The 17,640-nt window shown below is 59.5% G+C and carries 15 protein-coding genes and 1 pseudogene; 6 read left to right on the top strand and 10 right to left on the bottom strand.

Going from position 1 to position 17,640, the window contains the following annotated elements; translation table 11 throughout:
* Nucleotides 1–489 (bottom strand): annotated as a pseudogene (locus F7P80_RS15395) (IS5 family transposase); the annotation flags it as partial.
* A 514-nt stretch (nt 490–1,003) separates the two neighbouring features.
* Between F7P80_RS15395 and F7P80_RS15390 the strand changes: the two are divergent.
* A complete protein-coding gene (locus tag F7P80_RS15390; protein WP_151045913.1) occupies nt 1,004–1,663 on the top strand; it encodes a DUF924 family protein in 660 nt (219 codons plus the stop codon).
* A gap of 127 nt (nt 1,664–1,790) precedes the next feature.
* Here F7P80_RS15390 and F7P80_RS15385 read toward each other — a convergent pair whose 3' ends face one another.
* On the bottom strand, nt 1,791–2,630 hold the full coding sequence (locus tag F7P80_RS15385; protein ID WP_282959037.1) for a Bug family tripartite tricarboxylate transporter substrate binding protein: 840 nt from the start codon (nt 2,628–2,630) through the stop codon (nt 1,791–1,793).
* Between the two features lie 9 nt (nt 2,631–2,639).
* Nucleotides 2,640–2,900: a hypothetical protein gene (locus F7P80_RS15380; RefSeq protein WP_151045911.1), complete on the bottom strand. Its 261-nt coding sequence runs from the start codon at nt 2,898–2,900 to the stop codon at nt 2,640–2,642.
* Nucleotides 2,901–3,314: 414 nt separating this feature from the next.
* Between F7P80_RS15380 and putP the strand changes: the two genes are divergently transcribed.
* Together putP and clcA are read left to right on the top strand one after the other, a co-directional pair.
* Nucleotides 3,315–4,805 (top strand): sodium/proline symporter PutP, encoded by a 1,491-nt coding sequence (putP, locus tag F7P80_RS15375; RefSeq protein WP_151045909.1) that lies wholly within the window; start codon nt 3,315–3,317, stop codon nt 4,803–4,805.
* Nucleotides 4,806–5,079: 274 nt separating this feature from the next.
* A complete protein-coding gene (clcA, locus tag F7P80_RS15370; protein WP_151045907.1) occupies nt 5,080–6,420 on the top strand; it encodes a H(+)/Cl(-) exchange transporter ClcA in 1,341 nt (446 codons plus the stop codon).
* Between the two features lie 37 nt (nt 6,421–6,457).
* On the opposite strand, the gene F7P80_RS16840 is transcribed toward clcA, so the two are convergent.
* The 3 genes from F7P80_RS16840 to F7P80_RS15360 all read right to left on the bottom strand — a co-directional run bounded on the left by F7P80_RS16840 (nt 6,458) and on the right by F7P80_RS15360 (nt 8,987).
* Entirely contained in the window at nt 6,458–6,619 is a 162-nt protein-coding gene (locus tag F7P80_RS16840) for a hypothetical protein (protein WP_170265400.1), read from the bottom strand.
* A gap of 87 nt (nt 6,620–6,706) precedes the next feature.
* On the bottom strand, nt 6,707–7,702 hold the full coding sequence (gene miaA, locus F7P80_RS15365; protein WP_151045917.1) for a tRNA (adenosine(37)-N6)-dimethylallyltransferase MiaA: 996 nt from the start codon (nt 7,700–7,702) through the stop codon (nt 6,707–6,709).
* Between the two features lie 52 nt (nt 7,703–7,754).
* Nucleotides 7,755–8,987, bottom strand: coding sequence for a multidrug effflux MFS transporter (locus tag F7P80_RS15360; protein WP_054065523.1), 1,233 nt, complete (start codon nt 8,985–8,987; stop codon nt 7,755–7,757).
* A 258-nt stretch (nt 8,988–9,245) separates the two neighbouring features.
* Here F7P80_RS15360 and F7P80_RS15355 point away from each other — a divergent pair, with 258 nt between their 5' ends.
* The 3 genes from F7P80_RS15355 to F7P80_RS15345 all read left to right on the top strand — a co-directional run bounded on the left by F7P80_RS15355 (nt 9,246) and on the right by F7P80_RS15345 (nt 12,384).
* Complete coding sequence (locus F7P80_RS15355; protein ID WP_054065522.1) at nt 9,246–10,112, top strand: methylglyoxal synthase; 867 nt, start codon at nt 9,246–9,248, stop codon at nt 10,110–10,112.
* A gap of 132 nt (nt 10,113–10,244) precedes the next feature.
* Nucleotides 10,245–11,342, top strand: a complete 1,098-nt coding sequence (locus F7P80_RS15350) for a glycerol dehydrogenase (RefSeq protein ID WP_151045905.1) — start codon at nt 10,245–10,247, stop codon at nt 11,340–11,342.
* A 133-nt stretch (nt 11,343–11,475) separates the two neighbouring features.
* A complete protein-coding gene (locus F7P80_RS15345) occupies nt 11,476–12,384 on the top strand; it encodes a DUF3014 domain-containing protein (RefSeq protein WP_151045903.1) in 909 nt (302 codons plus the stop codon).
* Nucleotides 12,385–12,459: 75 nt separating this feature from the next.
* On the opposite strand, the gene F7P80_RS15340 is transcribed toward F7P80_RS15345, so the two are convergent.
* The 4 genes from F7P80_RS15340 to glmM all read right to left on the bottom strand — a co-directional run bounded on the left by F7P80_RS15340 (nt 12,460) and on the right by glmM (nt 17,638).
* Nucleotides 12,460–14,724: an FdhF/YdeP family oxidoreductase gene (locus F7P80_RS15340; protein WP_151045902.1), complete on the bottom strand. Its 2,265-nt coding sequence runs from the start codon at nt 14,722–14,724 to the stop codon at nt 12,460–12,462.
* 168 nt (nt 14,725–14,892) lie between these two features.
* On the bottom strand, nt 14,893–15,483 hold the full coding sequence (locus F7P80_RS15335; protein WP_054065511.1) for a GbsR/MarR family transcriptional regulator: 591 nt from the start codon (nt 15,481–15,483) through the stop codon (nt 14,893–14,895).
* 116 nt (nt 15,484–15,599) lie between these two features.
* Complete coding sequence (rnk, locus tag F7P80_RS15330) at nt 15,600–16,013, bottom strand: nucleoside diphosphate kinase regulator (protein ID WP_054065510.1); 414 nt, start codon at nt 16,011–16,013, stop codon at nt 15,600–15,602.
* 290 nt (nt 16,014–16,303) lie between these two features.
* Entirely contained in the window at nt 16,304–17,638 is a 1,335-nt protein-coding gene (gene glmM, locus F7P80_RS15325) for a phosphoglucosamine mutase (RefSeq protein WP_151045900.1), read from the bottom strand.
* Nucleotides 17,639–17,640 lie beyond the last annotated feature (2 nt).

Here is a 17,640-nt window from a genome sequence, read left to right as displayed (position 1 = left end):
GTCTGGTGCATCTCTGGATCACGAGATTTGGTGCTGTTTTTGGTTGAGCTGGGCGCTGCAATCAGCGTGGCATCCACGATGGTTCCCGTGCGAAGCAGCAGCTTTTTACGCTCCAGCAAGTCCGTGACGGTCTTCAGGATTTGCTCGGCCAGCTTGTGTGTTTCCAATAGATGACGAAACCGCAGGATAGTGCTCTCATCAGGCGTGGCACTGCCCCATGACAGGCCAACGAATTCCCGAAACAAGGGCATGTCATGCAGCGCTTCTTCCATAGCTGGATCACTGAGGTTGAACCACTGCTGCATAAAGTGAATGCGCAGCAGCATCTCCACAGGAAATGGAGGCCGTCCTTTGCGACCTTCAGGTGCATATGGCGCAATCAAGTCCACCAACTCTTGCCATGGAACGACTTGCTGCATCTGCTCCAGGAATTCGCGTTTACGTGTTTTTTTTGGTGGAAAGGTTCAGGCCAAGATCAAATTGCTGCATAGGCCGGGATGCTGCCGCACCCGGCACGCATGTGCAAGCACATGCGTTGGGGACTTATGCAGAGGCTCCTTAGTGCAGGGATCAGCGTTGCCATGTCTCTCTTTACCCAGCAGTGGTGAACGGCGCTGTGCGTTGAAACGCTGCTGGTTCTCGCCTGTTATGTATCTGTTTGTTGCGAGCTTATAGAGGCTTTTGCTGAGTCTTGGCTGACAGTTGCAAGCTCAATGTAAGCAGCAGGCTGGGGCTGGTTTTGAGTGTTTTTGGCCTCCAGGGCAGATGCATCAAGCGCTGGCAGCTTTTTTTTGATAATCGAAGCACTGCCTGATAAAAGCGACGAACGGTTGCTGCAGGCCTGCATCAGGGCTGTGGGCGGCTATAGTTTTTGTATCTGCATTGCCAGCCACGCAGCATGGGTTGTGTACTGACTTGCCAAGCGCGGAGGCTGGATGCAGGATGCACTGCAGTGTGCGGGGTTGTTTGCCGCTCTTATTGATGAGCAGAAAGGTGCTGAGCCATGTCCGAAACGTCCAAGAATCTGTCCATTCCGATTGCGCATGCGCTGGACCCCCGTCTGTCGCAGGTGCTGGAGTACTGGCTGGGCGCGGAGTTTCCAGACAACGCCTCAGCCCTGACGCGCAAGCGGCTGTGGTTTACCAAGTCGGAAACCACAGATGAGGAAATCCGCAAGCTGTTTGGTGGCCTGCTGCAGGAGGCGCTGATGGGCAAGCTTGACGGTGAGGCCCTGGAGCAGCCGCTGGGCATGCTGGCTGTGCTGATTGTGCTGGACCAGTTCACCCGCAATGCCTACCGTGGCACGGCCAAGAGCTTTGCAGGCGACGAGCGCGCACTGGCGCTGGCGCTCAAGGCGATTGATCTGGGTTGGGACACGGACGAAAGCATTCCCACCGTGGCGCGCATTTTTATGTACCTGCCGCTGGAGCATTCGGAAGACCTGCTGATGCAGGAGCACAGCGTGGTGGCCTTCGAGCAGTTGCACCAGGAAGCTGCCACGCCCGAGCTGCGCGAGTTCTTTGCCACGACACTGGATTACGCCATTCGCCACCGTGAGGTGATTACACAGTTTGGGCGCTTTCCGCACCGCAATGCCATCCTGGAGCGAGAGAGCACGGCGTCAGAGCGGGAGTATCTGAGCCAGCCGGGCGCTGGGTTCTGAGCGCTTCATAGGGGGGACGGAAAAAAGGCTGCTTGATGTTTCAAGCAGCCTTTGTTTTTTTATAGTGTTTTTTGGCTCTAGCGCCCGTGGATCAAGCGCTGATAGCTATAGAAATTATGGATGTTGATCAGTCTGCTGTAATGCCTGCGGCCTGAATCACTTCGCTCCAGCGCTGTACCTCGGCATTCCAGAACTGGGTAAATTCCGCCGGGCCTTTAGGGTCTACGCGAAAGCCGAGTTCGGTGCTTCTGGCCACCACTTCTGGAATCTGCATGATCTGCACTAGCTCTTGGGACAGGGTGTTGACCACAGCATCGGGTGTGGCGGCAGGCACCATTACCGCGGTCCACTGTTCCACATTGAGCTTGGGCATGCCTGCTTCAGCGGTGGTGGGCACTTCTGGCACCTGGGCGTTGCGCTGGTCGGTCGCAATGGCGATGGCGCGCAGTTTGCCAGCCTTGACAAAGGGGATGGACTCAGGGAAGTTGCTGAAGATCACATCCAGCTGACCGGCCATCAGGTCCGACAGCGAGGGTGAGCCACCCTTGTAGGGAATGTGCTGGATGCTGGTGCCATTGAGCTGGTTGAACAGCGCCAGTGACAGGTGTGAGGGCGTACCCAGTCCGCTGGAGCCAGCGTTCAGCGGCTTTTGCTTGGCGCCTTTGACCAGATCCTCCAGGCTGTGAATAGGGCTGTTGGCAGGCACGACCACCAGCACGGGGGAGCCCGCGAGGAAGGCCACGGGCTTGAGGTCTTTGTTCAGATCAAACTTGACGCGGCCCTGAAACAGCGTGGCGTTGACGGAGTGCGTCATGTTCACAGCCAGGATGTTGTAGCCATCGGCAGCTGAACGCACGGCAGCTTCAGCCCCCAGCATGGCTCCTGCGCCGGGCTTGTTGTCGATAAGTGTCGGGTCCCGGACGCTTGTTTTTAAGTAACCAATCGTCCGGGACCCGACAGCTATCAAAAATGCATATCAGGAACGGCGACCTGTGACTGACCAGCCGGCGTGCATATTGTTCTTGTCGTTCTCGTATTCCCAGTTGGTGCCGCAGCGCTCGCACACATAGCGGGTGACGGTGACAGTGCCGGTTTCGCGTTCGCGCTTGTAGTTGCTGCCCTGGGTCAGCTCAACGTGACCGGGTGCTTTGCGCCAGTTGCGCTGAATGCCTGCGCAGGCGTCGCACAGTTCGATTTTCTTGAGTTCGGAGAGACGTTCGTTCAGATCTGGATTCATGGTGTGTGCCGGGCTGTAAGGGGCCAGACTGTACAGAAATTGCCGCGTTCAGGTGTGCATAGGGGTGCTTGCTGCCAGAAGTTACAGACCTGTCGCAGGCGCTGTGCCAGTATGTGAGCAAGCACCAATTCCCCATGGGCGTAAGGCGGCATACAGGCTGCACCGGGAATGACTTGGTAACACCTGTTCCAATCTCCGGTTTGCACAGGCTTGTGCAGGCTCACTGGATGGCGCACGACGGCATGAGGGAGCGGCAAAAAAGCCGGGTGTGCAGGGCATGTGAGCGCTCTTGCTGGGATTTCTTCTGTCCGTGGTGATGGTGGCAAATTGTTTGCGGGTACTGCCTGAGGCAGTGGCTGCAGAGCGGGTGTGAGCAAGGCCCTTTGCCATGACAACACTGGAGGACAGAGAACAATGACTGCAAATACACCCACGCTGGTGACGTTTGCCATTTACCTGATTGGCATGCTGCTGATTGGCTGGATGGGCTACCGCGCGACCAGCAATCTCTCGGACTACATCCTGGGCGGTCGCAGCCTGGGCAGTGTGGTGACAGCGCTGTCAGCCGGTGCTTCGGACATGAGTGGCTGGCTGCTGATGGGCTTGCCGGGGGCGGTGTTTCTGTCCGGACTGTCAGAGGCATGGATTGCCATTGGCCTGTGCATGGGTGCATGGCTGAACTGGCGTTTTGTGGCGGCACGCCTGCGTGTCTATACCGAGAAGGTGGGCAATGCGCTGACGCTGCCCGACTACTTCACCAACCGCTTTGAAGACCGCAGCAGCCTGCTGCGCATTGTGACGGCGGTGGTGATTCTGGTGTTCTTCACGATTTACTGCGCCTCGGGTGTGGTGGCGGGGGCGCGTCTGTTTGAGTCCATGTTCGGTATGGACTACCAGACCGCGCTGTGGGTGGGTGCGATTGCCACCATGGCCTATGTGTTCATCGGCGGCTTTCTGGCTGTGAGCTGGACAGACACCATTCAGGCGGCGCTGATGATTACGGCGCTGATTCTGGCACCGCTGATGGTGATCTACGCCGATGGTGGCGTGGGTGCTTCCATGGACGTAATTGCTACGGCACGTGAGGGTGCGTTTGACATGCTCAAGGGCCATGGCTGGATTGCCATCATCTCGCTGCTGGCCTGGGGTCTGGGTTACTTTGGCCAGCCTCACATTCTGGTGCGTTTCATGGCGGCGGAGTCGGTCAAGACCATTCCCAACGCCCGCCGTATTGGCATGACCTGGATGATTCTGTGCCTGGGTGGCGCGGTAGCCGTGGGCTTTTTTGGCATTGCCTACTTTGGCTCGCGCCCCGAGGTGGCTGGTGCGGTGAATGCGAATGCAGAGACCGTGTTCCTGGAAGTGGCCAAGCTGCTGTTCAACCCCTGGATTGCCGGCGTACTGCTGGCTGCCGTGCTGGCAGCGGTGATGTCTACCTTGTCGTGCCAGCTGCTGGTGTGCTCCAGCGCGTTGACGCAGGACATCTACAAGCAGTTCCTGCACAAGCGTGCCAGCGACAAGGAACTGGTGTGGTTTGGCCGTGCCATGGTGTTTGCGATTGCCGTGATTGCCATCCTGATTGCGCAGGACCCCAACTCCAAGGTGCTGGGCATGGTGAGCTATGCGTGGGCAGGCTTTGGTGCGGCCTTTGGCCCCATCGTGCTGTTCTCGCTGCTGTGGAAGCGCATGACCTGTAACGGCGCGCTGGCTGGCATGCTGGTGGGTGCGATAACGGTGCTGGTGTGGAAGCAGTACGGCTGGCTGAATCTGTATGAAATCGTGCCTGGCTTTGTGTTCTCGTCCATCGCCATTGTGGTGGTGAGCTGGCTGGGCAAGCCACCTTCCGAGCGCGTGCAGCAGGTGTATGCTGAAGTGGAGCAGGAAATCGCTCGCAGCGGCCAGTAAGCCAAAACTGCAGCATTGCCAGAAAAACCGCCGGGAGATCTACCCCGGCGGTTTTTTTATGTCTGCTTGCACTCACATGCCTTGCTACCTGGACGGCAAAAGCCTTGGCTGGCAGCAGCTGGTTCGGCAGCAGGGGCGGCAAAGGTGCAGACCCCAAGGGTGAGTTTCTGAGCGGATGTTTCTTGCGTTATAAGTGCTGTACCAGTGCAGCGGTTCGGCCAAGGCGGTGATCTCTGCATGGCCTGTCTGCATTGTCACGCTCACCAGGAAGCTCATGCCTCACCCCATACAGATCAAAGCCACGGAAAAACTTGCCATCAAAACGGTGCTGCTATCTCTGGTCATCGGCACGCTGGTGGGCTTTGTCGGTATTTTTTTTGAGATGGCCACCAGCTGGGTATTCGGCCAGCGTTCGGTCTGGGTGGACCAGTGGTTTTCCAACACCTATGCCGTGATTGCTGCCACGTTCACCGTGTCTGCGCTGCTGGCGGGTGCTTCCTACTACATCGTCAAGCGTTTTGCGCCAGAGACGGGGGGCTCGGGCATTCCGGAGATTGAAGCCTCCATGCAGGACCTGCGCCCTGTGCGCTGGTGGCGTGTGATTCCGGTGAAGTTTCTGGGTGGCGTGGGCAGCCTGGGCTCTGGCATGGTGCTGGGCCGTGAAGGCCCGACTGTGCAGCTGGGCGCCAATATCGGCCAGATGGTGGCAGATGTCGGGCGCGTCAAAGACAGGGAAACCCGCCACACCCTGCTGGCCGCCGGTTCCGCAGCGGGCTTGACCACGGCCTTTAACGCGCCGCTGGCAGGCATCCTTTTCGTGATCGAAGAGATGCGTTCGGAGTTCAACTACAACCTGATTTCGGTCAAGGCGGTGTTTGTGGGGGCCGTCATGGCGACGATTGCATGCCGTATGGTCAGTGGGCAGTCGCCTATTTTGCTGCTGGGCAGCTATGACATGCCTGCACAGAGCACGCTGTGGCTGTATCTGGTGCTGGGGCTGCTGTTTGGCGTCATCGGTATTGGCTTCAACAAGTTCCTGCTGTGGCTGCAGCAGAAGTTTCTGGACTTCTATCAGGGCAGCATGCTGCGCTTTGTGCTCACGGGGGCTTTTATTGGCGGGTGCTGCGGCCTGTTTGGTCTGTATCTGCCGCAGGCCGTGGGCGGCGGCTTTGATGTGGTGCACCAGGTATCTGCCGGGCAGATTGGTCTGGGCCTGCTGATGCTGGTGTTCGTGCTGCGGTTTCTGACATCCACCATCAGCTTCAGCTCCGGGGCTGCGGGCGGTATTTTCTCGCCCCTGCTGGCGCTGGGGGCCAGCTTTGGTGGCATCTTTGGCTATGTGGCCGACATGATGTTTCCGGAGAGTCAGCTACAGATGGGCTCGTTCGTGATCGCAGGCATGGGGGCGCTGTTCGCCGCCACGGTGCGCGCCCCATTGACCGGGGCAGTGCTGGTACTGGAGATGACGGCCAGCTACACACTGCTGCTGCCTATGATCATCACCTGCCTGGGAGCCACCATCGTGGCGCAGTGGCTGGGCGGCAGGCCGCTGTACACCGTGCTGATGGAAAAAATCCTGGAGCGCAACGGCATTCCTTACGAGCGCAAGGAATAGGCCGCTGCGAGGCGGCAGAGAGAGCTGAGAGGCCGTGTCAGCGCACGCGGCCTACGCTGGCATCAATCTCGCCATAGACGGTGATGCCGCTGGACGAGCCTGCAGAAGTCTCACCGGGCTGGTAGTTGCCAGAAGATGCGCAGCCGCTCAGGGCTGCGGAGATGGCGAGGGCCAGAATGGCCAGATAGCGTGTGTGCATGGAAAAACTCCTTGGCCTGCAGGCTAAACCATATCTGGCGCAGCAGTCGTAAGCAGCTGTCATGCACTCTGGTCCTGCTGCAGTGCTTCAGCCCTGAGGCAGATAGCGCAGCGCTGCTTCCACCAGTTTCATGGTGGCTAGTGGGTCATCGCAGGCAATGGTGTGGCGCTGGGGCATGCTGCGCAGCCAGGTGATCTGGCGCTTGGCCAGCTGGCGCGTGGCGGCAATGCCTTTCTCGCGCACCAGATGCAGGTTGATGTCAGCTGCGCCTTTGCGTTCCTGCCAGTCCAGCTCTTCCCAGACCTGGCGGTAGCCCACGCAGCGCATGCTGGGCAGATCGGGGTTGAGGTCGCCACGTGCGCGCAGGGCTTTGACTTCGTCAATAAAGCCCGCGTTCAGCATGCTCTCATAGCGCTGAGCAATGCGTGCATGCAGCCAGGCACGGTCATTGGGTTCCAAGGAAAAAAGCGTGCAATCGAAGGCTGGTCCTGCCTCAGCAGCTCTCTTTTTTGCCTGATGAAAGCTCGACAGTGGCTGGCCGGAGACATGCCAGACCTCCAGCGCACGCTGAATGCGCTGGCTATCGCCAGGTGCCAGGCGGGCTGCGGTTTCAGGGTCCACCTTGGCCAGTTCTGCATGCATGGCAGGCCAGCCTATTTCAGCCGCCTGTGCATCCAGCTTGGCACGCACTTCAGGATCGGCTGCGGGCATTTCATCAATGCCATCCAGCAGTGCCTTGAAGTACAGCATGGTGCCACCCACCAGCAGCGGGATAGCGCCGCGTGCACGAATCTCGGCGACCAGGCGCTGGGTGTCCTGCACAAACTCTGCTGCGCTGTAGGACTGAAGGGGGTCGATGATGTCAATCAGGTGGTGGGGAACGGCCGCCTGTTCTTCAGGGGTGGGCTTGGCCGTACCAATGTCCATGCCGCGATAGACCAGGGCAGAGTCCACGCTGATGATTTCGCTGGCCTGGCCGCGCTGAGCCAGTACGGCAGCCAGTGCCAGTGCGCCATTGGTTTTGCCGGAGGCAGTCGGGCCTGCAATCGCGATGCAGGGCAGGGGGGAAGTGGAGGCTGTCAAGGTCAAGCAGGAACAAACAAATCAAACCGGGCGACAGCCTGCGTCGAAGGCATCAGTGGCTGCCGGGTTCGCCATGGCGGCGCACCAGCGTCCATGATGCCAAGGCTGCGCACAGGCACCAGAAGCTCAATCCGAAAACCAAGGGGTATACAGTGCCATTGAAGCTGCGGCCCAGCACCTGTCCGGAGGCAAAGGCAAACAGCATCATGATGAAGCCATTGAGTGCAGAAGCCATGCCTGCGGCCTGTGGAAAGGGGCTGATGGCGCCACTTTGCCCGCAGGGCTGCTGAAGGCCGTGGGAGACGGAAAACAGCATGCAGGTGGCTGCATAGGGCAGGCCATGGCGCACATCGCTGAATGCCAGTGCCAGCAAAATGGCGGCACAGGCTACCGCCAGGCAGCCTGCGAAGGCCACGGTCTGGCGCAGGCCAATGCGTTGCAGCAGCTTGCGGCACAAAATGGTGCCACCGATGTAGAGCATGCCGTTGCACGAAAGCAGCCAGCCCACTTGCCCGGGCGTCCAGCCCAGTACCTGGATAAAGACAAAAGGGGATGCTGTGAGAAAGATCACCAGACTGCCATAGGAGCTGGTGGTGGTAGCTGTGTAGGCCAGAAAGGTGCGGTGGCGCAGAATCTGTGACCAGCTGCTCAGCAGCAGCCGTGGCTGCAGTGCCTGCTTGTTGGGCTGCTGCACGCTTTCACGAAAACGCAGCCAGACCATGAGCCAGCCGATGATGCCCACCACGCCCAGTGCGGCCATGGTGGCACGCCAGCCGTACTGGGTGGTCAGCCAGCTGCCAAGGATGGGGCTGGTGCAGGCAATCAGCCCCAGCCCGGTCAGTGCCTTGGACATGACATGTGCACCTTCTACGGGCTGGTACAGGTCGCGCACAATGGCGCGCCCGGCCATGACCACAGCGCCCAGTGCCATGCCCTGTGCACTGCGCATGGTGATCAGCATGTTCATGTCAGGAGCCAGCATGCAGCCAAAGCCAGACAGGGCATACAGCGCAATGCCGGTGAGCAGAATGGGGCGGCGACCAAAGCGGTCAGACAGCGGCCCCCACACCAGCTGTGAGCAGCCAAATGCCAGCACCATGGCGTAGAAGGTGGTCTGGGTCTGGGCCACGGTGGCTTGCAGCTGCTGTGAGATTTGCGGCAGGGCGGGCAGGTACAGGTCCGTGGTCAGTGGTTGAAAGCCCAGCAGCACGGCCAGCAGTACAACGATGAAGACGGGGGACATGACGGCTGGTGCCGCCGCCGCAGTGGCAGGGGTATGAGACACGAAGCAGGAATCCAGTACAAACAAAAGCCGCTGTTGCGCTGCGGCATGCGCAGGCTAGCAGAGTTGTCTGCTGTGTGGTGTCGCTTGGGTCAGACGTTTCAGGTGAAAAATGCCGATAACGCCCATGGAGTGAGCCGATGCAGCTATGGAATTTTCTGAGTATCTGACCTTGGCCTGCCAGAGGGCATCGATTGCATCTATGCTTGTGCGCCGCGGGCAGCAGCACGGCTGCCCCTGCTTGAAAAGGACAATGTGATGATGTTGTTGGGTATTGCTGCCAACCGGCTCCACCACCAAACCGAAGATGCCGCCCTGTTTGCACTGCTGCGCGCGTGCGAGTCCGGCATTCGTGAACTGCACCTGGGCCTGCATGCCGTGGGCCGTACCTATGACGCCATTGCGGCAGCCGACATGCTGCACCGTTACCCTGGTCTGGTGCGCTATCCCTATGGCCGTGAAGGTGGCCTGATGAAGCTGGTGGCCGAGGTGGTGGGCATGGGGGAAGGGCGTACGCTGGACGGTGCGATCTACCTCACGGACCCGGTGGATCCATCGTCTATCTTTCCCGAAGCGCTGGCGCTCAAGCGCCAGTGCGTGATTCACGGCAAGCCTTTTCTGTCTACGGTGGCCAGCGCCCGTGACTGGATAGAAATGGAGCGCATGCATGCAGGTCTGCAGCCCGACCGTAATGCCGACCGCTTTCACGACTACGAAAACCAGACTGTGGCGCTGATTGCCCACGATGCCATGAAGCCCGCCATGCTGGAATTTGCAGAGAAGAACTTTGCATTGCTCTCACGCTTCAAGCGCCGTGTGGGCACAGGCACCACGGGCCAGCGCCTGAATGAAATGGCCTGGAGCAAAGGCTGGCCCGCAGACAAACCCTGGGTGGATCGCTACAACAGCGGCCCGCTGGGTGGCGATGCACAGATTGCCGATCTGGTGCTGGAGCGCCGCTGCCAGCGCGCCATTTTCTTTGAAGACCCGCATGTGGCACGCCAGCATGAGGCCGACATCCAGTTGCTGGAGCGCGCCGTAACCACGGTGACGCACGAGGCTGTGTGCATCACCACACCCAAGGTGGCGCAGCGCTGGTGCGATGCAGCCACCTTGCGCGCAGGTTGACCGCGCAGGCCACAGTTGTCACAAAAACCATGGCTTGCTTGATCCGCATCAAGAAGCCTGTTCAGGCCTGTCAGGAGGTGAGGGCAGACGAGGCATTATGGAAAACCCTAGTACGAGTAATCAGAGATTTCCATGACTCCACGTTCTGTTTCTTCTCCCAAAAAGTTTTTGATTGGCGCTGGTCTTTTCAATCAGGTGGGCGAATACATCGCCGAGCATGGTGATTTCGTCTGCATCATTGCCGACCAGTTCTTCCAGCAGCGCATCGTTGAGCAGACCGTGCCCCAGCTGGCGGCTCAGGGCATTCGTGCCCATGTAGATGTGTTTGGCGGCGAGTGCACCACCGATGAAGTGGCACGCCTGGAAGCTGCCGTGAAAGCGGCGGGTTGCAATGTGCTGCTGGGTGTGGGTGGTGGCAAGGGCCTGGACGTGACCAAGGCCGTAGCCCACAACTGCAAGCTGCCCCAGATTCTGGTGCCCACGATTGCATCGACTGATGCCCCCTGCACGGCCCTGTCTGTGATCTACAAACCCAACGGCGAGTTTGACCACTACCTGTTCATGCCCCACAACCCCGATACCGTGCTGGCTGACACGCAGATCATTGCGCAGGCACCCGCACGCTTTTTCGCAGCGGGCGTGGGCGATGCACTGGCGACCTACTTTGAAGCCCGTGCGGCATGGCGCTGCAATGGCACCAACCTGATTCTCAAGCGTCCCTCGCGCACGGGGCTGGGGCTGGGTGAGATGTGCTATGAAATCCTGCGCAAGAACATTGATGCCGCCATGGACGCTGTGCGCAACAAGGCGGTGACGCCAGCCCTCGAAGAAACCATTGAAGCCACGATCTACCTGAGCGGTGTAGGTGCGGAAGCAGCCGGTGTGGCAGCGGCTCACGCTGTGAACAATGGCATGGCTGTGGTGCCTGCACTGCACAACGCCCAGCACGGTGAGAAAGTGGCCTTTGGCCTGCTGACCCAACTGGTGCTGGAAAACGCGCCTTTGGCAGAGGTGGAGGAAGTGATCCGCATCATCAAGGCTGCGGGCTTGCCCCTGTCGTTGCGCGACTTTGGCCTGACCGAATGGGTGGAGGCTGAGTGGCGTCAGGTAGCCAAGCTGGCCTGCGACAAGAACGACACCATGGGCAATATGGGCCGCGTGATCACCGAGGAAGAGGTGTATGACGCGATGCTGGCGGCCAATTCCCTGGCGGAGCGTTACCACGATTAAGCGCTGCGTACGGGCTGACTGGCTGCATGGCCTGCAGCCAGTGCGCTTCAGGTTTGGTCATGCTTTGCAGGCGCGCTAGGATGGTTGCATCTCCCACAGCAATGGTGGGATGTACGGCATTGAAAGGAAAAGCATGACTGACCATGATTTGCGACCACCCCTGCAGCAAAAACATCGCCCAACGGGCACTAGTAAGTGGCTGGTGGGGGGCGTCGTGATCGCTGTCGCCGCAGCTGTAGCCTGGTACACCAAGGATGACTGGCTGACGCAAGAGACCGTGCCTGTACCGACGCCGCCTGCCATTCCTGCAGCCCCACCAGAGCCAGAGGCGGCTGCGCCTGAACAGGCGGTGCCAGCAGCACCCCTGCAGGAGTTCGCACCGCCAACGGAGCCAGGCCCTCAGCACCCTGTGCCCGAGCAGACGGGGGATGTGCAGCCCGTGGCGGATGCGGCTTCGCTGGACCGCTGGGCTGTCGAATGGCTGGGCAAGCCTGCGCTGAAGTTCCTGATGCTGCCAGGTCTGGCCCACCATGTGGTGGCTACCATCGATAACCTGCCGCGCAGTCATGCAGCGCCGCGCCTGTGGCCGCTGTCGCCCGTGGGCGGCAAGATATTGCTGGAGGAAGGCGCTGAGGGGCAGCAGATCGCACCAGCCAACAGTGCCCGTTATGACGCCGTGGTGGACTTTGTGACTGGCATCGCCCCCACACAGGCGGCAAGCTGGTATCGACAGGCCTACCCCGTGCTGCAGACGACCTATAAAGAGCTGGGCTATCCCGGTAAATATTTCAATGACCGATTGGTGGAAGTCATTGACCATCTGCTGCTCACGCCCGAGCCAGCAGGGCCGCTGGCTGTAACGCTGGTGCAGGTACAGGGCCAGATCGCGCCGCAGCAGCCTTGGCTGCGCTACGAATATGCTGATCCTCAGCTGCAGTCACTGTCTGCAGGGCAGAAGATCTTGCTGCGCCTGGGGGCAGAGCACCGCCAGCGCCTCAAGACTTATTTGCAGGACGTGCGCGCGCAGGTTGCAGGTCACTGATCCAGGCAATGGATCCAGGCATCAGGCTATGCGCCGCGCATGGCCTGATGCAGTGCTTGCAAAGTCAGTGCTGGCCTAGCCAGCCAACGGCTCCAGGGTCACGGGCACAGACTTATAGCAGGGGATGCCGCTGTCTGGGTCGTGGTACTCCATGGGGCACAGGTCGTTGGCCTCAGGAAAGTAGGCAGCAACACTGCCTCTGGCAATGTCATGCGGGACGGCAGTCAGTACCAGTCGTCTGTGGGGCTGGCCGGGCAAGGCTGTCTGCACCACCAGCTGAGCACCTTTTTCGATGCCGCGCTCGGCCATGTCCTGTGCATGCATCAGCAGCACATCGCGCCGGCCAAATACACCGCGATAACGGTCGTCATAGCCGTAAATGGTGGTGTTGTACTGGTCGTGGCTGCGCACGGTGGTCAGCCGCAGCACGTCTGTGAACTCAGGGTCTTCATGCAGGCCGGGAAAGACATGGAATTCGGCTTTCCCGGAAGCTGTTTTCCAGATGCGCTCCGTGGCAGGCAACGGCAGACGGAAGCCGCCGGGGTGGCGAATGCGGGCGTTGTAGTCTTTGAAGTCTGGGTAAACCTGCTCGATCAGGTCTCGAATGCGGTCATAGTCTTCAACCAGATAGGCCCAGTTGACACGGCTTGCTGGCAGTGTGGCCTGGGCGATGCCCGCGATGATGGCTGGCTCTGATCTGAGTTCTGCTGAAGCAGGTGGCAGCGCACCGCGAGATGCATGCACCATGGACATGGAGTCTTCCACCGTTACCGCCTGCGGGCCGCTGGCTTGAACATCACGCTCGGTACGTCCGAGTACAGGCAGGATGATGGATGCCTTGCCAATCAGCAAGTGTGAGCGATTCAGCTTGGTGCTCAGGTGGACGGCCAGCTCCAGGTTGTGCATGGCTTGCTGGCAGCGTGCCTGGTCTGGCATGGCGGCAGCAAAATTGCCCCCCAGGCTGATGAGTACACGGCTGCTACCTTCGCTCATGGCCTGCAGGGCGCTAACCGCATTGTGTCCTGCCTTGTTCGGAGGGCGAAACCCGAAGGTTTGTTCAATGCGGTCAAAGAGCGCGGGATTGAGCAGCTCGGTAATGCCAACCGTGCGGTTGCCTTGTACGTTGGAGTGTCCCCGCAATGGGCAGATGCCAGCACCGGGCTTGCCCATATTGCCGCGCATGAGCAGCAGCGCGGTGATTTGCTGCACATTGTGGGTGCCAGTGATGTGCTGGGTAATACCCATGCCATAGGTGGCAATGACAGCATGCGATGCGGCGTAGATGCTGGCAATCTCATGCATGGCGGCACGGGGCAAGCCACTGGCTGCTTCTATGCTGTCCCAGCTGCTGTTTTGCAGATCAGCGCTGAAAGCCTCAAAGCCCGAGGTGTGCTGGGCAATAAAGGCATGGTCGATCACGCCAGGCTGCTGGGCATCCAGCTCCAGCAGGGCTTTCATGATGCCTTTGAGTGCTGCGGCATCACCGCCGACTTTGAGCTGGTAGTAGGAGGACGCAATACGGCTGGAGCCACCGGTTGCCATTTCCACAGGGCTTTGCGGGTTGGCAAAGCGCTCCAGCGAGCGCTCGCGCAAGGGGGTGAACACCAGAATCGGCACGCCACGCTGTGCGCAGTCATGCAGGTTGCTCATCATGCGTGGGTGGTTGGTGCCTGGGTTGTGCCCGAAGCTCAAGATGAGATCACAGCGGTCAAAGTCATCGAGGGAGACCGATCCCTTGCCCTGGCCAATGGTCTTGGGCAGGCCCACGCTGGTAGGCTCGTGGCACATGTTGGAGCAGTCGGGGAAGTTGTTGCTGCCGTACTCCCGTGCAAAGATGTTGAACAGAAAAGCCGCTTCATTGGAGGCCCGGCCTGAGGTGTAGAACTCCACGCTGCTGGGGTCTGACTGTTGCTGCAGCACTTGGGCAATACGTGCATAGGCCTCTTCCCAGCTGATGGCCTGGTAGGTGTCGCTGCCAGGCTCGTAGGCCATGGGGTGGGTCAGACGCCCTGTGTCTTCCAGATCGTGATCGCTCCAGCTCAGCAGCTCCTTGACCGTGTGCTGCGCAAAAAAATCGGGCGTTGCACGCTTTTTGGTGGCTTCCCATGTGACGGCTTTGGCGCCGTTTTCGCAGAACTGAAAGGTAGAAGTGTGTTCCTTGTCAGGCCATGCACAGCCCGGGCAGTCGAATCCGTCAGGCTTGTTGGTGTGCAGCAGTGTTTCAGCTGCCTGGCAGACATGCATTTCTTCTGCAATAGCCCAGGCAGTGGCCTTGAGTGCACCCCAGCCCCCAGCGGGTGCTGTGTAATTGTGAATACCTTTCAGGTCGTTTTTTTCCATCGTAGAAGCCTTTGTTAGCAAGTATGACAATGGGTAAGCGCTTGTCATGCTAAGCAGATACGGGCCAACGATGCTGTCATCCAATACCCTGTTTCGCCCAGTGGGCAGTGCAGCAGTACATAAAAAAAGCCTGCGTAACGCAGGCTTGAAAGAAGATAACCTTCAGACTCAGGCAGCTGGATTTTCATCCTTGCCCTTGGACTTTTCACCGCCCAGCAGGCGATCCTTGAAGTCCAGTACCCGGGTGACGGCAGCACCCATGCCCATGAGCTGCATGGCAGTTTCAGGCTTGAGGCGCTGGACATCGTCGAACCAAGTCATGAGTTTCTCAATCAGCTCATACATGTCCTGCATGCGCTGCTGGGCATAGCGTTCATCATCGCTGGAAGCTTCTTCCAGCAGTGCAGAGCGCAGCATGGACTGCGTGGGTTCGATCTCGCGGCGGCGACGCTCTTCGGCCAGGCGGCGGAAAATTTCCCAGACGTCTTGTGGTGCTTCAAAGTATTCACGGCGATCACCGGCGTGGTGGCGCAGGTTGACCAGACGCCACGACTGCAGCTCCTTCAGGCCCATGCTGACGTTGGACCGCGAGAACTCCAGGGTCTCGGCAATCTCTTCGGCATTGAGTGCACGTGGTGACAAATACAGCAATGCGTAGATCTGGCCTACGGTGCGGTTGATGCCCCAACGGCTACCCATTTCGCCAAAGTGCGAAACGAATTGCCGTGTCAGTGCAGGAAGTGGGGTGTTTTGTGTCATACCCAGATTGTGCCTAGGAATGGGGAAATTACTGCAATTGCTGAATTTACTGATGCTTACCGGTATGGACTCTCTGCGCAGGATGTGGCGTGCAAGGCACGCCGGTAGCTGCTGTATCAGCGATGCAGTTCGCCAGAGCGCTCTGGCTGGTAGGTGATGGCTTCCACTTTGACGGTGACGACTTTGCCCGTGGGGCTGGGCAGTTCAAAGGTGTCACCGATGCGCAGACCCAGCAGTGCTGTGCCTACGGTGGCAAAGACGGAAACCTTGTCCGGGCTGCCATCGACTTCCTTGGGGTAGACCAGTGTCAGCGTCTGGCTGTTTTCGGTACCTTGCAGGGAGAAGCGGACGGTGGAGTTCATCGTCACCACGTCAGCAGGCATGTCCTGAGGATCGAGTACGTCAGCTCGGTCCAGCTCGGCTTCCAGAGCGTCACGGCCTGGAAAATTCTGGGGCAGCTTGTCCAGCAAAGCTTCCAAACGATCCATGTCCAGCGACGACACGGTGATAGCAGGTTTTTGGGTTGCCATGAAATACTTCCTCGCGGAGGTGCGGTTAAACCGCTGTGAAAGAAGGTCCGGCCCAGTGCATGCAAAGCTGTGGCGACTAGGCTGGAGGATAAGGCGAAAAGGGTGTTACAGCATGACTTCCAGGTTGTAGGACTTGTTCTGCATCTGTGCTGTAACAGAGAAAAGCCCGGGCAACGGTGGTTGTCCGGGCTTGGGGCTTGCACCCTCAGGGTGCAAAACCAATTGTTGGCGGGCCGGCCGACAAATGCAAGCATTTCGCACGGCCACAGTGCGGCAATCAGCAGTAAGTGTTAACCCGCTTTGGCGGCGTCCGCCAGCTTTTGTGCGCAGTGGCTGGCCAGGTCTGCATCACGTGCTTCCACCATCACACGCAGCAATGGCTCTGTGCCGCTGGCACGAATCAGTACGCGGCCGGTATTGCCCAACTGCTGCTCCACTTCCTGCTGGGCCTGGGCCAGGAGCTGGTTCTGCTTCCAGTCCTGCTCAGGGGACAGGCGCACATTGATCAGCGTCTGCGGAAAGAGCGTCAGCGCTGACAGCTGCTCAGCCAGTGTCTTGCCACTGCGTACGCAGCTTTGCAGCACCTGCAGGGCGCTGACCAGACCGTCGCCTGTGGTCTGTTTATCCAGTGCCAGCAGGTGCCCCGAGCCTTCGCCCCCGATGAGCCAGCCCTTGTCGTTCAGGGCTTCCAGCACATAGCGGTCTCCCACCTTGGCGCGGACAAAACCAATGCCCTGCTGCTGCAAGGCAATCTCTACGGCCATATTGGTCATGAGCGTACCGACCACACCTGCGACTTGCTCGCCGCGCTGCAGGCGCTCCTGCACCATGAGGTACAGTAACTCATCGCCGTTATAGATGCGGCCGGAGGCATCCACCATGAGCAGCCGGTCTGCATCGCCATCGAGCGCCACGCCATAGTCGGCGTGGTTGGCACGCACTGCCAAAGCCAGTGCTTCAGGATGGGTTGCACCCACGCCATCGTTGATGTTCAGGCCATTGGGGTCGCAGCCGATGGTGATGACATCGGCACCCAGTTCGTGCAAGACCTTGGGGGCAATGTGATAGGCCGCGCCGTGGGCAGCATCGACCACGATCTTGAGACTGTGCAATGACAGCTGATTGTCAAAGGTGCTCTTGCAGAACTCGATATAGCGGCCTGCGGCATCATCCAGGCGGCGGGTCTTGCCCAATGCTGATGAATCCACCCACTGCGGCGCATCTTCCAGCGCAGCTTCTACGGCTTCTTCCCAGGCATCGTCGAGCTTGCTGCCCTGTGCGCTGAAGAACTTGATGCCGTTGTCGTAGTACGGGTTGTGACTGGCACTGATGACTACGCCCAGGCTGGCGCGCTGGGTGCGGGTGAGGTAGGCCACGCCAGGTGTTGGCAGAGGGCCGAGCAAGATGACATCCACTCCTGCGGCATTGAAGCCGGCCTCCATGGCTGCTTCCAGCATGTAGCCAGAAATACGGGTGTCCTTGCCAATCAGAACAGTGGGGCGCTCTTGCTGCTGTTTGAGCACGCGGCCTACGGCGTGCGCCAGACGCAGGGCGAAGTCGGGGTTGATGACCGATTGCCCCACTCTGCCGCGAATACCGTCAGTGCCAAAATACTTGCGAGCCATTG

The sequence above is a fragment of the Comamonas kerstersii genome (genome assembly GCF_008801935.1).
Classification (GTDB): Bacteria; Pseudomonadota; Gammaproteobacteria; order Burkholderiales; family Burkholderiaceae_C; genus Comamonas; species Comamonas kerstersii.
The sequence above is the reverse complement of the archived record's forward strand: the minus strand, read 5'-3'. Positions and strand labels throughout refer to the sequence as shown.

Bases quoted from the DNA above. Each gene is read 5' to 3' on its own strand.
- F7P80_RS15340 (WP_151045902.1), bottom strand. From the start codon at position 14,724: ATGGAAAAAAACGACCTGAAAGGTATTCACAATTACACAGCACCCGCT.
- rnk (WP_054065510.1), bottom strand. From the start codon at position 16,013: ATGGCAACCCAAAAACCTGCTATCACCGTGTCGTCGCTGGACATGGAT.
- F7P80_RS16840 (WP_170265400.1), bottom strand. From the start codon at position 6,619: ATGCACACACGCTATCTGGCCATTCTGGCCCTCGCCATCTCCGCAGCC.
- glmM (WP_151045900.1), bottom strand. From the start codon at position 17,638: ATGGCTCGCAAGTATTTTGGCACTGACGGTATTCGCGGCAGAGTGGGG.
- putP (WP_151045909.1), top strand. From the start codon at position 3,315: ATGACTGCAAATACACCCACGCTGGTGACGTTTGCCATTTACCTGATT.
- F7P80_RS15350 (WP_151045905.1), top strand. From the start codon at position 10,245: ATGACTCCACGTTCTGTTTCTTCTCCCAAAAAGTTTTTGATTGGCGCT.
- F7P80_RS15335 (WP_054065511.1), bottom strand. From the start codon at position 15,483: ATGACACAAAACACCCCACTTCCTGCACTGACACGGCAATTCGTTTCG.
- F7P80_RS15390 (WP_151045913.1), top strand. From the start codon at position 1,004: ATGTCCGAAACGTCCAAGAATCTGTCCATTCCGATTGCGCATGCGCTG.
- F7P80_RS15345 (WP_151045903.1), top strand. From the start codon at position 11,476: ATGACTGACCATGATTTGCGACCACCCCTGCAGCAAAAACATCGCCCA.
- F7P80_RS15355 (WP_054065522.1), top strand. From the start codon at position 9,246: ATGTTGTTGGGTATTGCTGCCAACCGGCTCCACCACCAAACCGAAGAT.
- clcA (WP_151045907.1), top strand. From the start codon at position 5,080: ATGCCTCACCCCATACAGATCAAAGCCACGGAAAAACTTGCCATCAAA.
- F7P80_RS15380 (WP_151045911.1), bottom strand. From the start codon at position 2,900: ATGAATCCAGATCTGAACGAACGTCTCTCCGAACTCAAGAAAATCGAA.